This window comes from Labrys sp. WJW, from assembly GCF_001676615.1.
In the GTDB taxonomy this organism is placed as follows: domain Bacteria; phylum Pseudomonadota; class Alphaproteobacteria; order Rhizobiales; family Labraceae; genus Labrys; species Labrys sedimenti.
Genome location: NZ_LYXZ01000056.1, coordinates 231,059 through 244,399 on the forward strand (window position 1 = coordinate 231,059; position 13,341 = coordinate 244,399).

General features: G+C 63.0%; 13 protein-coding genes and 1 tRNA gene. 10 read left to right on the top strand and 4 right to left on the bottom strand.

The features are described from left to right. The first annotated feature begins 257 nt into the window (after positions 1 to 257). Genes BA190_RS29070 through BA190_RS29095 form a run of 6 tightly spaced genes read left to right on the top strand, consistent with a single transcriptional unit; the run spans position 258 to position 6,403 of the window. Positions 258 to 938 carry a hypothetical protein gene (locus BA190_RS29070; protein WP_068296233.1) on the top strand — a complete coding sequence of 227 codons (681 nt, stop codon included), beginning with the start codon at positions 258 to 260 and terminating at the stop codon, positions 936 to 938. Then, positions 935 to 2,170: a DUF4350 domain-containing protein gene (locus BA190_RS29075; protein WP_068296235.1), complete on the top strand. Its 1,236-nt coding sequence runs from the start codon at positions 935 to 937 to the stop codon at positions 2,168 to 2,170. The genes BA190_RS29070 and BA190_RS29075 overlap by 4 nt, the downstream gene beginning before the upstream one ends. Continuing rightward, positions 2,139 to 3,095 carry a MoxR family ATPase gene (locus BA190_RS29080; protein ID WP_068296238.1) on the top strand — a complete coding sequence of 319 codons (957 nt, stop codon included), beginning with the start codon at positions 2,139 to 2,141 and terminating at the stop codon, positions 3,093 to 3,095. Before BA190_RS29075 ends, BA190_RS29080 begins: the two co-directional genes overlap by 32 nt. Beyond that, entirely contained in the window at positions 3,092 to 4,402 is a 1,311-nt protein-coding gene (locus BA190_RS29085) for a DUF58 domain-containing protein (protein ID WP_068296241.1), read from the top strand. The genes BA190_RS29080 and BA190_RS29085 overlap by 4 nt, the downstream gene beginning before the upstream one ends. Further along, complete coding sequence (locus tag BA190_RS29090) at positions 4,399 to 5,493, top strand: stage II sporulation protein M (protein ID WP_245314985.1); 1,095 nt, start codon at positions 4,399 to 4,401, stop codon at positions 5,491 to 5,493. The genes BA190_RS29085 and BA190_RS29090 overlap by 4 nt, the downstream gene beginning before the upstream one ends. Then, entirely contained in the window at positions 5,477 to 6,403 is a 927-nt protein-coding gene (locus BA190_RS29095; protein WP_068296244.1) for an RDD family protein, read from the top strand. Before BA190_RS29090 ends, BA190_RS29095 begins: the two co-directional genes overlap by 17 nt. Positions 6,404 to 6,431: 28 nt before the next feature. Here the strand turns inward: BA190_RS29095 and BA190_RS29100 are convergent, their stop codons facing one another. Both BA190_RS29100 and BA190_RS29105 read right to left on the bottom strand, forming a co-directional pair. Further along, positions 6,432 to 7,178 carry a hypothetical protein gene (locus BA190_RS29100; RefSeq protein ID WP_068296247.1) on the bottom strand — a complete coding sequence of 249 codons (747 nt, stop codon included), beginning with the start codon at positions 7,176 to 7,178 and terminating at the stop codon, positions 6,432 to 6,434. 299 nt (positions 7,179 to 7,477) lie between these two features. Further along, complete coding sequence (locus tag BA190_RS29105; RefSeq protein WP_068296250.1) at positions 7,478 to 8,587, bottom strand: hypothetical protein; 1,110 nt, start codon at positions 8,585 to 8,587, stop codon at positions 7,478 to 7,480. A 270-nt stretch (positions 8,588 to 8,857) separates the two neighbouring features. On the opposite strand from BA190_RS29105, the gene BA190_RS29110 reads away from it, so the two are divergent. Next, positions 8,858 to 9,721: a cell envelope integrity protein TolA gene (locus tag BA190_RS29110; RefSeq protein WP_068296252.1), complete on the top strand. Its 864-nt coding sequence runs from the start codon at positions 8,858 to 8,860 to the stop codon at positions 9,719 to 9,721. Positions 9,722 to 9,757: 36 nt separating this feature from the next. Here BA190_RS29110 and BA190_RS29115 read toward each other — a convergent pair whose 3' ends face one another. Next, on the bottom strand, positions 9,758 to 10,495 hold the full coding sequence (locus BA190_RS29115; protein ID WP_156771748.1) for a hypothetical protein: 738 nt from the start codon (positions 10,493 to 10,495) through the stop codon (positions 9,758 to 9,760). A gap of 384 nt (positions 10,496 to 10,879) precedes the next feature. Here BA190_RS29115 and BA190_RS29120 point away from each other — a divergent pair, with 384 nt between their 5' ends. The 3 genes from BA190_RS29120 to BA190_RS36220 all read left to right on the top strand — a co-directional run bounded on the left by BA190_RS29120 (position 10,880) and on the right by BA190_RS36220 (position 12,356). Then, positions 10,880 to 11,182, top strand: coding sequence for a hypothetical protein (locus BA190_RS29120; RefSeq protein ID WP_068296256.1), 303 nt, complete (start codon positions 10,880 to 10,882; stop codon positions 11,180 to 11,182). 244 nt (positions 11,183 to 11,426) lie between these two features. Continuing rightward, positions 11,427 to 11,500 (top strand) — tRNA-Gln (locus BA190_RS29125). Positions 11,501 to 11,672: 172 nt separating this feature from the next. Beyond that, complete coding sequence (locus tag BA190_RS36220) at positions 11,673 to 12,356, top strand: hypothetical protein (protein WP_156771749.1); 684 nt, start codon at positions 11,673 to 11,675, stop codon at positions 12,354 to 12,356. Positions 12,357 to 12,410: 54 nt separating this feature from the next. Here BA190_RS36220 and BA190_RS29135 read toward each other — a convergent pair whose 3' ends face one another. Further along, a complete protein-coding gene (locus BA190_RS29135; RefSeq protein ID WP_068296262.1) occupies positions 12,411 to 13,340 on the bottom strand; it encodes a carbohydrate kinase in 930 nt (309 codons plus the stop codon). Position 13,341: the final 1 nt, after the last annotated feature.

A 13,341-nucleotide genomic window follows, 5' to 3' on the forward strand; every position in this document is an offset into this window, starting at 1 on the left:
GCGATTCGGCGGACGAGCTTTATAAAAGGTAGAAGGCACATATGAACAAAAATGGAACGGATTCGCGAATGATCCGTTCACCGGCAACGGCCTACCGCCATGCTTCCGCTGGTGGAAGAATTCGACCGGGGCGATGTGAATGTGTTCCCTGGGCGCTTGCTCCGGATCCACCGTCACGCCATGTTCGCGGATATGAAGCGGGGCTGATTGGCGGTTTGGTGCGGGAACGGAGTCGAAAAAATCTGACGGGAAGAACCATGCCGGCTGTCGCCGGCCTGGCGGTTCTCCTCGCGTTGGCGCCGGCAATGCCGGTTTTCGCTGCTTCCGATCCCCAGGCCGTGGCCCGGGACATCGCGCGCGATCTTGGCCTCCAACCCGATCTGCCCGGCAACAAGGGCGAGGTTGTGACGCCCAAGACCGAGCCAAAGCAGGACGAGCGGGCACCGCGGGTCTGGAATCCTTCATTGGGAACCTTGCTGAGCGTCCTGCTCTATGCCGCCATCGCCGCGGGCCTCATTTTCGCGATCTGGACGATGCGGGACCGCCTGCCGGTGCTCGGGCGGCGCAAGCTGGCCGCGCGTGTCGAGACGGATGTCTCCGCCCAGGCCGCTTCGGTCGAGCGCATGGTGGTGGCCCAGATCGAGGCCGATGAATTGGCACGGCAGGGCCGCCTTGCCGAGGCCATGCATGCCTTGCTGCTGCGCAGCCTGATCGAGGTGCGAAAAAGGCTCAATGTCAGCTTCGCGGACTCGCTGACCAGCCGCGAAATTCTTCGGGCCTTGTCGCTACCCGACCGAGGCAAGCAGGCATTGGCCGATATCATCGGGCGGGTCGAGCCCGTCTATTTCGGCGAAAGCCCCGCCGAGGAGTGGGATTACACCGCTTGCCGGCAGAGTTACGAGATCCTGACCGACGCGATGCAGGCGAGGGCGGCATGAGCGAAAAAGCCACCTTCTCCGGCCCCGTCCTCGCCGTGCTGGTCGCAGGGGCCACGGCCGTCTTCGCCCTGTCCATGCTGTTGATGCTGAACGGTCCTTCCGAGGAACAGGGCTTCAGTACCACCACCCGCTCGGTCTCGGCGATCGGACATGCCGGCCTCTATGAACTGGCCCGGCGCTTGGATATTCCGGTCGCCCGCAGCCGCATCAACGGCACCGTCGCCCCCGGCGAAGGCGGCTTGCTGGTGATGGCCGAGCCGACGTCGAGCCTGTCGAAGGACGACATCATTCGGCTGGGGCGCGAGAGCAACGTCCTCTTGGTGCTGCCCAAGCGTTGGGCGCTGGCCGACCGGAGCAAGCCCGCCTGGATCCGGTCCGCCACCCCGATGGACATTCCCTGGGTCACCAGCATTGCGCGGCTGGTCGAGTCCAAGCTCGAAGTCACCAGGGGCGATCCGCCCAAAAGCTGGGACCGCAACGATCTCGATGTGAACCCGTCCTTCGACGACGGCGCCCAGCTCATCAAGAGCGAGGAGTTGACCCCGATCATCGGCAATCGCCAGGGCATGCTGATCGGCGAGAAACTCGACGGCGAGCGCCGTGTCTGGATTCTTGCCGACCCCGATCTCGTGGAGAACCACGGCCTGATCAAGGGCAGGAACGCCGAGTTCGCCCTTGCACTGCTGAATGCCATGCGGGATGCCGAGCTCGGGGATGGCAAGGTGGTGTTCGACGAGACCATCCATGGCATGGTCAACAATGTCGACAGCCCCTTCAAGAAACTGTTCCAGTTTCCCTATGTCATCGTGCTCCTGCTCGTGCTGGCTGCGACGGCGCTGTTGGCCTGGGCCACCACGAGCCGTTTCGGCAAGCCACGCCTGGCGCCACCGGCGTTCGACCTCGGCAAGGAGCGCCTGATCACCAACACGGCCACGCTGCTCGACCGTGCCGGCCACCAGGCCTTCGTCATGCGCCGCTATGTGCGCGCGACCTTGCGCGACGCCGGCCGGCTGTTTCACGCACCCCGCCAGCTCGATGACGAGAAGCTGGCGGAATGGCTCGACAAAATCGGCGAGTCGCGGGGGCTGGAGACCAAAGCCTCTGTCGTTCTCGCCCGCGCGGAGGAGGGGCAGGGTACGTCCCTGACCGGCCTGTTCCAGGCGGCGCGCGATATTCATGATTGGAAGGAAAAGATCTCCGATGGAACTGCAGCGCGTCGCCCACATCGCTGACGGCATCCGCAAGGAAGTCGGCAAGGCCATCGTTGGCCAGGACGAAGTCATCGAACTGATGCTCACCGGCCTGCTCTGCGGCGGGCATATCCTGCTCGAAGGCGTGCCAGGCACTGGCAAGACCCTGCTGGCTCAGGCTTTCGCCTCGACCTTGTCGCTGAAATTCGGCCGTGTGCAGTTCACGCCCGACATGATGCCGGGCGACGTGATCGGCACAAATCTGTTCAATTTCCAGACCAACACGTTCGTCCTGACCGAAGGGCCGATCTTTACCGACCTCCTGCTGGCGGATGAGATCAACCGGACCCCGCCCAAGACGCAGGCGGCTTTGCTGCAGGCGATGAACGAGAGGGCTGTCACCATCGACGGCAAGACCTATGCCCTCGGTGCCGATTTCATGGTGGTGGCGACCCAGAATCCGATCGAGCAGCAGGGAACCTATCCCTTGCCCGAGGCGCAGCTCGACCGTTTCCTTTTCAAGATCGATGTCACCTATCCCAGCCGTGACGAGGAGAGAGCCATCGTCACCCAGCACGGACATCGCTCGGCCATGCCCAAGCTGTCCGATTTCGGCATCCAGACCCAGGCCGATCCGGCGACGCTCGCCGATCTCAGGGCCACCAGCGAACAGATCGTGCTGACGCCGCAGATCATCGACTATGTCGTCGACGTGGTGCGCGCCACCCGCCAGCATCCGGCGATCGAGACGGGCGGCTCGACCCGCGCCGCCAATGCGCTCGCGGCCTCCGTGCGGGCCCTGGCGGCGCTGAACGGGCGCGATTTCGTCATTCCTGACGACGTGAAGCGATTGGCGCGGCCGATCCTGCGCCACCGCATCGTGCTCGCGCCCAATGCCGAGATCGATGGCCTCACCCCCGACCGTATCGTCAACGAAATCCTGGACCAGACGGCTGCACCCCGATGATCCGGCCGACACCGCGTGCCGTCCTGCTGTTCAGCCTCGGCATTCCCGTCGCCTTGTTGATGGTGGTGTGGAACCCGGCCCTGTGGCCGTTTTCCTTCGACCTCAGCCTGCTGGCCCTGGTGGTGATCGCCGTCGACGCGCTGCTGATCCCGCCGCGACGTAGCCTGGTGGTCGACCTCAAGGCCCCGAAGCGGCTGCCGGTCGGCAATGAAGGGACGATCGAGGTGACCCTGAGCAGCACCAGGTCGGCACGCCCGGTGAGGATCGAGGCGGTGGTCGATCTCGACGGACCGCTGGAGACGCCGCCGATGGTGGCAGGCCATTTCGGCGGGGCGCCGGAGAGTCTCGGCATTCCCTTCACCGCCTTGCGGCGCGGGGTAGTGACGCTGGAAGCGCTGTGGCTGCGCTGGCGGGGCCCGCTGGGATTGGTGGAGTGGCGCCTCAAGGAAAGCTTGGATCGCAAGATCGAGATTCTGCCTGCCGCCCGCATGTCCTTCGGCCCGGCCATCCAGGCGCTGAGCAAAAGCGCGATCTACGGCACCAAGACCCAGAACCAGAAGGGCGAGGGTACCGAATTCGATACGCTGCGCGAGCATGTGCCCGGCCTCGATTCCCGCATGATCGACTGGAAGCAGTCGGCCCGCCATCGCAAGCTCCTGTCGAAGGAATTCCGCATCGAGCGCAACCACCAGATCGTGCTGGCCTTCGACACCGGCCATCTCATGCTCGAGCCGATCGACGGCCTGGCGCGGCTCGACCACGCCATCGAGGCGGGGCTGATGCTGGGCTGGACCGGGCTGAGGGCAGGCGACCTCGTCGGCAGTTTCGGCTTCGATGCCACCATCCGCCATTATCTCGAACCGGGCCGGGGCAGCACCTATTACGCCCGGTTGCAGCGCTCGGCCGCCCAGCTCGCCTATCACACCGAGGAGACCAATTTCACCCTCGGCCTCGCCGAACTGAATGCGCGGCTGAAGCGCCGGGCCCTGGTGGTGCTGTTCACCGAATTCGTCGACAGCGTGATGGCCGAACTGCTGATCGAGAGTCTGAAGCGCATGGCCAACCGTCACGCCGTGATCTTCGTCACGCTGCAGGACCCTTTGACCACGCGGCTGGTCAATGCCGAGCCGCAGGATTTCGGCATCGTGGCGGAAGCCGTGGTGGCGCATGATTTCGCGCGTGAGCGGGCGATCGTGATGGAGCGCATCGCCCGTCTCGGCGTGCATTGCGTCGACGTGCCGGTTGGCGGGCTCAGTGTCGCTCTGCTCAATCGCTATCTCCAAATCAAGCAGGAGGGCCTGCTATGACGGCCATGGATGCCAGCTTGCCTGCGACCGGTCCTGCCGGGCCGGCGCCGACGATCATCGGCGTGCCCGGCGAGCCTCGGGCCCACGTGGTGTTGCGCTCGGCCGAGTTTCGGCGGGGACGCGAGGAGAGCTGGCGGGAACTCGAAGACCTGGTCACGCGCGTCGAAAAACGCGGCATCAACGGTGTCTCCGCCGACGAATTGCAGAAGATGCCGCTGCTCTATCGCTCGGCTCTGTCCTCGCTGTCCGTCGCCCGCAGCATTGCGCTCGACCGCAATCTGCTGCGCTATCTCGAAGCCCTGACGCTGCGGGCCTATCTGGTGGTCTACGGGCCGCGCACGAGCCTGCTGGCGGGGTTGGGCCATTTCTTCCGCTACGGCTTCCCCGACGCCGTGCGCAAGGCGGGCTGGCATATATTGATCGCCTTCGCCGCGATGGCGCTCGGCATTGCGGCTGGGTTCGTGCTGGTGAACAGCGAGGCCGAATGGTTCAATGCCATCGTTCCCGACGGCCTGGCCGGAGGGCGGGGGCCGAGTGCCAGCGCCGAATATCTGCGCAGCGTCCTGTTCGCGCCCTGGGACGGCTTCAAGGAAGGTTTCATCGTCTTCGCCAACTACCTGTTCCAGAACAACAGCATGGTCGCCATCCTGTCCTTCGGGGTCGGTTTCATGGCGGGCGTGCCGACACTGCTGCTGCTGGTCTATAACGGGTTGATCGTCGGCGCCTTCCTGGCCATCCACTATCAGCGCGGCCTCCTGATCGATTGCATCGGCTGGCTGTCGATCCACGGCGTGACCGAACTCGGGGCCTTCATCCTGTGCGGCGCCGCGGGCCTGGTGGTGGCCGAGAAGATCATTTTCCCCGGCCGCTATTCACGCCTGGAAGCGCTCGCCATTCACGGCAAGCAGGCCGCCGTTCTCGCTTGCGGTGCGGTTGCCATGCTGTTCATTGCGGGCTTCATCGAGGGTGGCCTGCGCCAGCTCATCAATGTGACGTCCTGGCGCTTCGCCTTCGCCGCCGTCACCGCCGTGCTGTGGGGCGTCTATTTCCTCTATTGCGGCAAGGGGGCACAGCATGGCCTCTCCGCGTGACCGCGTTTCCCAACTGCTCGAGGGGCGGCAGCGCCGCACTCGCGAGATCGTCACGCCGGAAGGCGTCGCCATCCATGTCGAGGTCGCCGACCGCGGCGAAAGGCTGGGTGCCTTCCTGATCGACCTGGTGATCTGGTTCGGCGCCACCATCCTGATCTGGATCGCGCTGGCGACCACCTTCCTGCGCGGCGGCAGCGATGTCGCGGTGACGGTGATCTCCTTCCTCTCCTTCTTGCTGCGCAACCTCTATTTCATCCATTTCGAGCTGGCCTGGCAGGGCTCGACGCCGGGCAAGCGCGCCACGGGACTGAAAGTGATCGATCGCCGGGGGGGCGTGCTGACCCCGACCGCCGTGGTAGCGCGCAACCTGACCCGCGAGGTCGAGTTCTTCCTGCCGCTGCAGCTCTTCTTCATGTGGATCGGCGCCTCCAACAGCGGAGAGTCCTGGCAGGCGCTCTCGATGCTGGCCTGGGTGGTGTTGCTCGCTGCCTTGCCTTTCTTCAACCGCGATCATCTGCGGGCGGGCGACCTGATCGGCGGCACGCTGGTGATCGCCCTGCCGAAACGCGCCCTTGCCCTCGACCTTACCCAGGGATCGGCCAAGGTCGCTGCCCGCTACAGCTTCACCTCGGCGCAGCTGCAGGCCTATGGCGCCTATGAGCTGCAGGTGCTGGAGGAAATTCTCCGCCGGCCCGGCGGGACCGAGACCTGGCGGATCCATCGCGAGATCGCCGAGAAAATCATTCGGCGCATCGGCTGGCAGGGTACATTCGAGCCCAATGCGGCGACCGACTTCCTGCAGGCCTTCTATGCGGCGGAGCGGGCGGAACTCGAGCGCGGCCAGCTTTTCGGCCGCTATCGCGACGACAAGAACTCGGGTACCCGCAAGGCCGGCGAGCCGGCCAAGTGAGGGCCGGCTCCCTCGGCGAGCGAAGCTCTCAATCGAAGACGTCAGCGAGCCTGTCGATGTCGATGCCTTCCTTGATCGAGCGCAGGCGGTAATAGACCAAGGCGGTGAGTACGCTGCCAAGTGCTGTCAGGTAAACCTGGAACAGATTGCCCAGCAAAGCACCGAATATCGGCCCCCCGAGGCCGCCGCCAATATATTCGATGATAATGGCGACGATCCAGCCGGCGATGCCGACGATCAGTACGAGGCCGAGAATCTGCCAGCGAAAGCCTGAGGTGAGTTCGCCGCTGCGGGACATACTGTCCGTGACGCCGCGCTGTTCGACGACGCAGACCGCGACGGCAGCGTAAAGCATGCAGATCAGCCACAGGCCAGGCACGATCAGCAGCATCAGGCCGACGGCAATTCCAAGGCCGACGAGAATCGAGAGGCCCAGCAGTGGCAGGAAGCGGGACAATCCCTTGGAAAGGGCATCGCCAACCGAAAAGTTTTGCCCGCGCAATTCGTTGAAGGCGCCGTAGATCATGCCGCCCTGAATGATAAAGAGCAGCGCGATGTAGATCAGCATCAGCACCACGATGGCACTGACGTTCGGGAATGGGTTCTCCGGCGTCGGAACTCCGATGACCAGGGTCGAGATGATCAGGGGGACGATGGGAATCAGGCCCAGCGCCAGAAATCGCGGCAGGGCGCGGTGAAGAACGGCAAAGCTTTCGCTGATCAAGGCACCGATGTTGAACTCACCGGAACCGGTGCCTTGGCTGTAGTTGGTCATGAGAGCGCATCCTATTAATCAAGGGCGGCAGTAGGAGATCAATATTTACGATAGTGTCCATCGATGACGATTTCCTTTGCGAACCGCCAGTTTCTTTGCGAGCCGCCAAGTACACGACAGGAAAGTTCCTCGAGGGGCGCGTATGGAAACTTATTTCACGCGAAGAAGGAGTGCAATTGCCGCTGCAACTCCCATGGGTGTGAGAGCCACATCAGCTGTGGGAAGAGAGTGAGCGCGAGGTCCGGACAACGCCGCAGGGCTGGCCGCCGAAGCCATGGAACAATCCAAGGAAAGCCGCCTCAGCGGCTCGGCGGGCGCCAGGTCTCGGGCGGGTACTGACGCGGGCGCCGAGCCTCCTCGTTCGGGTCCGGAGGCTGCTGGCCGAAGAGCACGTCCGGATCGGGCGCCGTGGCGCCCCAGGGGTTGCCATCCGCCGGCATATAGCCGCTCTTGGCGCCCCAGCCCTTGTTCTGCTCGAACCAGCGGTCGAAATTCGGCAGGCCGTCATACTCATATTTGCGTTCATAGGCCTCGCAGGCTTCGGGCTTGGGGCCGAGATTGAGGCAGATGAGCGGCGAGCGCTCATAATAGGAGCAGCTCGGATAGAGGCTGTGGGCGACGAGTTCGCCCTCATAGGTCCCGTCATAGCGCAGCGTCAGCTTCAGTTCCGTCCAGATCGGCGGGAAATTCATGACCTTCTGCAGGATCTTGCCGGCGACGAAGCCGACGGGGGGAGGCGCTACGCCTGCGGCGAGTTCGGCGCTCTGGGTGCGGGCGCCGACGGTCTGGCGGAACACCACGCCCTCGTCGATATATTGCGGTTCCTCCAGCTTGATCGGATAGGGATAGGAGGGAAAGCCGAGGAAGGATGGCGAGCGGTAGAGGCCCGTGTCCTTCTCGTAAGCGACGCGGTGGAGCAGCCGGATCGCCTTTGAGGAGGTGTCGGTGCTCTCGATGGTGGCTTCGAGAAAATTGGCGAAGCGATAGCCGCTGCTGCCGAGGATGCGCTGGCGATCGACGAGCTCGCCCGGGCTGCCGGCATCGTGCTCCGGCAGGCCGGAGCGGGGGTCGATCCAGCTCATGGTGGCGATCGAATAGGTGAAGCTGTTTATCTTGAGGACGAGCTGGCCGTCATCGGGGGGAATCATGATGATGCCGGGATTGGCGCTGCTGCTGAACCGCCAGTTCCAGCCCTTCGGGCTCGGCACGACGCAGCCGACGCGGTGGCGCAGATACCAGTTCACCTCGCGGGTGTTGAGCGTGTCGAAATTGTAGCTGATCAGATATTGCACGTTGATGCCATGCGCCCTGGCAACGGAAAGCCAGTCGTCGCCATCCTTCACCCGGTAGGGACGGCCGCGTGGAATGGCAGCCAGCTTGGCGGGCTTTGTTTCAAGCGGTGTAGCCATGGTCTTCTCCGTGAAGGCGGCATGCCTGCGTTGCGGAGCGATCGCGGTTCATCGTGCGCGGCTCCAGCACGCCGGCAATGCCTGCCTGGCGAGCCAGTATGAGCAGTCTGCGGGCAGAGGTCATCCTGCGTTCGGAGGAGGTGGCCCTGCCTTTTCTGTGCTCCAATCGAGCCTGTGGAGAGCCAGAGCGGGCGCTCCCATCGACGCCGTGCCATCTTGTCAACGCCGCCTTCCTCAGCCCATGGCGACGATGGCGCGAGAGTCCTTCAAATGACGAGTTTTCTCGACTTCAACAAAGATCCCGCCAACGACATCGACAACAAACCCCAGCAATATCATAATTTTGGCGGCAAGGGCGTGCGGGTGCAGGTCTATTGGGCCGCCGATATCTGGCGCGACGTGTCGCTGTGGAACAACAGCTGGGCGTTGCTCAAGGGGGCTGACGAGATCCTTCGCAAATATACGCTGGCGCTCGACATGCTGCCGCTGCAAACCGAGCCGGCAGCGCTGGCCTCGACGAAGGAAAAGGCCACCCGCAAATTCGACAAGACCGTAGACAAGCAGGTTGCGCGGCAAAAGAAGGCGAAGGGCGAGGTCGCCAAGAAGCAGACCGAAGCTGCCGCCAAGGCGATCGAGGAGCAGGGCCACGCGGCACGGGGTCTCCTGGATTTCAGCGGCTCGGTCCATGTGCCCATGGAGGGCGAGGCTCCCATCGACGGCCTCACCGCCCTCAGGAAAAGCCTTGGCACGGTCCCGGATGAAACGCGGATGGTCGTGGTGTTCGCCCATATTGATGGCGGGCCGAACGGCTACACGGTCCTGCGCCAGGAGTGGCTGCCCTGGGTCATCGCTGATCCCACACCAACCCAGGACAATCCCAAGACCTTGCTGATCCATGAAATGGGACATGCCTGCCGCCTCAATCATCAGCAATCCGATGCCGGTTCGGCGACGGCCAAGAACATCATGTATCCTCTGGATTTCAAGGGACTGACCCAGCTGTGGGGCTGGCAGGTGGACACCATCTATGATTCCTATTGGTGCAATGGCCGCAAGCCTACGAACTGGTGGGACAGGATCAGCAATGCGAAACTGCCACCGGATCATCCCTTCCTCTGGGAGGAGCCGCCATAGAGCAAAACGCTTTAGCAGGATGGCAGCGGACAGCTTTCAGGTCTTGCCGCTGGCCCATTCCGGCAGGTGTCGCGCAACCTCCGGCACGCTGCGGATCTCGCGCAATCGTTCGAAAGCCGCGGTCGCCACTACGGCCGAGAGTGTGCTGAAGAGCATCATGCCCGCCTCTTGGCCGAGCGTCTGCATCACGGTTACGGGCGCATAGGCGAAATCGCCGGTGACGGCGCCAAGCCCGATGGTCGGCAGCAGCGTCAGGATGAAAAGACCGAGGATGGACCAGCGATAGCCCTGGGTGAGTTGCCCGCTGCGCTCCAGGCTCTCGACCATATCCGTGCGTTCGATCATGCAGGCCGGCAGCGCGAGATAGAGCAGCGCGATCGCCATCAGGCCCGGCACCACCAGCGCGGCGAGTCCGAGCAGGACGAGAATGCCGCTGAGAAAGGCCGTGCCCAACAGGGTGGGGAGCCTCTGCCAGGTTTGCCGCATCGACACAAGCAGACCGAAGTTCGAGCCTTGCAGCAGGCGGTGCGTGCCGGTGACGGTGGCGCCCTGGGCGAAGACCAGCAGAATCACGGCAATAGGCAAGGCTACCAGGTCGGCGAGCGTCGGCGTTTGCGAGACCCCGCCGTTCACCAGCAAGGCGAGCAGGGTCGGCAGGCTCGGCAGGGTGTTGAGCAGGACGATCGGGAAGAGGCCCCGCCACAAACCTGTCGCTGCATTCGCAAGAAGAAGGAACAGGCGCAGGGGCGGTCGTGAGGAGGCAGGTCTGCTCATGGGCACCTCGATCGAGACTGGCCACGCCGATCACTCTGTTATGACGTGTGTGGGCGGCAAGAGGAAGGGCTTGCGTGGCAGAGCCTTAACGCCCGGGACGCGCTTTAGTCCCCGAAAGACGGGGCGTGCCTTGTGGGGACATGGGCGGGCAGGAACCGATCCAGGAGAAGGGGCTGGCGTTCTGCCCGGTCTCAGCTCGGTCAGCGTCGCGACGAGCAGTTTCGATTGTGCTTTTTCGATCGCATCAGGCGGGCGCTCACTGGGATTTTCCGGTTGTTCACCAAGAATCTTGCTTCGTCAAAATCCAGAAGAGGGAACGTTTGCGCTAAAAATAGGTTTTGACTCATTGAGTCTATTCGAGATCGATTCAGAAAGGAGGGCTCGATGACCCGCTCGATACTGATAGGTCTTGTGGCGGCAGCGAGCATTACGGGCTCGTCGGTGGCGCTCCCGCTCGTGCCACGTCTGGCCGACAATGGTTCCGGCGTCGCCCAGGTCCGGTATCACGGTGGATGTCCGCCCGGCTACAAGGTCACCAGCCATGGCGGCTGCAAGCTCAGCCACTATCTGCGTCGCCATCCTGGCCAGAACCCGGACAACTACTATTACGAAGAGCGACCCAGCTTCGGATTCGGTCTTGGCTATCGCAGCTATCACCACCGTCGCTACTACGATGACGGCTATTGAGCCGTTTTCCGTCGGCACGGGCGCCCTTGCGGCGCCCTTTTATCGGACCCGCCCCAAGATTAGCGGTGCTGTTGCCTCTTCATGTTGCAAACAGTAGCTCTGGCCACAGAAAAACGACAAGCCCCCTTGCAATGCGGCAGCGACTTCAATATGAAGCCCAAACGGAACGGGGCCACCCACTGTAAAACATTCGGCGGAATTGCAAAAAATTTCTGCTAAGTGTTTGATCACAAAGGCTCTTTGTTCGGGGATAGTTCAACGGTAGAACAGCGGACTCTGACTCCGTTAATCTTGGTTCGAATCCAGGTCCCCGAGCCATTCCTTCCCAGAAATCGCTGAAGATGCAGGGCCGGGCTGGCTGTTGTGCACGGGCTCGACCAGCATGCGCTCGAACTCGGTTGCCACTCGCCATATGGGACTATCGCGGCGATCCAGAGTCGGATTTGGGCCTGTTTCGATTTTACCGGCGTCAGGCATCAGGAGTGTGTCCATGTCGCGCATCGTGATGGTAACGGCGCACCTGCGACTGTGCCGCTCCAGAATGAAGCGGGCCTCCGGAGCGTCGACGGAAAGTGTTCCACCATTGCGGCAAGTGAAGCCCACCGCAGGCGGCAAGAGGGGCGAGGCGTTTCGCAGGTTACAGATCACGCCCTCGTGCCATTTTAACAGTTGCCAATACGGTGAAGCGGGCGGATTATTCAATGTTGGCCTCGTGGACGTCTGCAAGCGCTTTCATCGTGCTTTAGCTGCGTCAAAGGCGTTGTTGGCGAGTACACGAATGGAGTCCGAGTCTTCTCCCCAGTCCCGCACCAAGATTCTGGTTACCTGGGGTTTGCGTATCCTTGTGGCATTGATCTTCCTCACGCCCGCATTGCTCACCCTGTGGGGGCATCGGATCATGGTCCGCCAGTTCGATGCGCTTGGCTTTGCGCCCTGGATGCGCGTTGCCTTGTCGTCGACGCAGGTACTCGCCGCCTTGCTCGTGCTCGTGCCCGTGGCAAGCCTGGCGGCCGCCGTGCTTCTGCTCTTGATCGACGCCGGCACGCTGATTGTGCAGTTTCTATTGATCCGCAGCGGCTATGTGCATCTGGCACTGTTCGCCCTGCCGTTGCTCGCGCTGATCAGCCTGCAGAGCGGGCGCTTCGACAGGAAATTGGCTGAGCTGGAGAAGTAGCGGCATCGGTGACGATGCCGCTCTTCTGGGATGAGATGCCGGTCGGGATGGCAATCAGGCCATTTCGTGGTTCCAGGGCGGATCGGCGCCTTCGCGTGAAACCGTGATTGCCGCCGTCCGTGCGGCATAGTCCATGGCCTCCTGGGCAATGGCCTCGTCGAGATTCTTCACGGTATCGATGGAAACCACGTTGCGGCGCTGCAGGATGGTGAGCAGGCCGGAGGAATAGCTGTCGCCGGCGCCGACCGTATCGGCGACCTTCTCGACCCTGACGACGGGACTGCGCACGGCGAAGCCCTTGCCATAGCCTTCCGCACCATTGCCGCCATCCGTCAGCACCACGAAATGGGCGCCCTTGGCCACCAGATCCTGGGCCCAGGCGGCGGGATCGATACCCGGATAGAGCCAGTTGAGATCGGCCTTGGAGATCTTGATGATCTCGGCGGCTTCCGTCATGCGCTTCATGCGGGCGCGATATTCGACGGCATCGCCCACCACGGTCGGCCGCACATTGGGATCCATGCCGAGCACGCGCTTGCCCTTGTTGGCGAAATAAAGCGTCTCATAGGCCGAGGCGATCGGGTCGTTGATGAGCGCGACCGAGCCCGTCCAGATCATCGAGACTTCCGGCCCGACCGGCGGAACGTCGCGTTCGGGCGAGAACAGGCGATTGGAGGAGGCTTCGTCGATGAAGGCATATTCGGGTTCGCCTTCGCCGACGGAAACGAAGGCGAGCATCGACGAGTGCTTCGAGCGGGCGACATAGTGCTGCTTGACCTTCGATCGGGTCAGGGCAGCGGCAAGGTCCTCGCCGAAGAAGTCGGTGGACAGCGCGGCGCAGAACCCGACATCACCCTCGAGCCGGCCGATGCCGACGGCCGTGTTGAACGGGCTGCCGCCGACAGCTGGCCGATAGGCGTTCCGGCCATCGGCGCTTTTGACCGGCAAAAAGTCGATCAGGGCTTCGCCGCACACAAGAATCATG

Bases quoted from the DNA above. Each gene is read 5' to 3' on its own strand.
- BA190_RS29135 (WP_068296262.1), bottom strand. From the start codon at position 13,340: ATGATTCTTGTGTGCGGCGAAGCCCTGATCGACTTTTTGCCGGTCAAA.
- BA190_RS29090 (WP_245314985.1), top strand. From the start codon at position 4,399: ATGACGGCCATGGATGCCAGCTTGCCTGCGACCGGTCCTGCCGGGCCG.
- BA190_RS29075 (WP_068296235.1), top strand. From the start codon at position 935: ATGAGCGAAAAAGCCACCTTCTCCGGCCCCGTCCTCGCCGTGCTGGTC.
- BA190_RS29070 (WP_068296233.1), top strand. From the start codon at position 258: ATGCCGGCTGTCGCCGGCCTGGCGGTTCTCCTCGCGTTGGCGCCGGCA.
- BA190_RS29105 (WP_068296250.1), bottom strand. From the start codon at position 8,587: ATGGCTACACCGCTTGAAACAAAGCCCGCCAAGCTGGCTGCCATTCCA.
- BA190_RS29110 (WP_068296252.1), top strand. From the start codon at position 8,858: ATGACGAGTTTTCTCGACTTCAACAAAGATCCCGCCAACGACATCGAC.
- BA190_RS29115 (WP_156771748.1), bottom strand. From the start codon at position 10,495: ATGAGCAGACCTGCCTCCTCACGACCGCCCCTGCGCCTGTTCCTTCTT.
- BA190_RS29085 (WP_068296241.1), top strand. From the start codon at position 3,092: ATGATCCGGCCGACACCGCGTGCCGTCCTGCTGTTCAGCCTCGGCATT.
- BA190_RS36220 (WP_156771749.1), top strand. From the start codon at position 11,673: ATGTCGCGCATCGTGATGGTAACGGCGCACCTGCGACTGTGCCGCTCC.
- BA190_RS29100 (WP_068296247.1), bottom strand. From the start codon at position 7,178: ATGACCAACTACAGCCAAGGCACCGGTTCCGGTGAGTTCAACATCGGT.
- BA190_RS29095 (WP_068296244.1), top strand. From the start codon at position 5,477: ATGGCCTCTCCGCGTGACCGCGTTTCCCAACTGCTCGAGGGGCGGCAG.
- BA190_RS29120 (WP_068296256.1), top strand. From the start codon at position 10,880: ATGACCCGCTCGATACTGATAGGTCTTGTGGCGGCAGCGAGCATTACG.
- BA190_RS29080 (WP_068296238.1), top strand. From the start codon at position 2,139: ATGGAACTGCAGCGCGTCGCCCACATCGCTGACGGCATCCGCAAGGAA.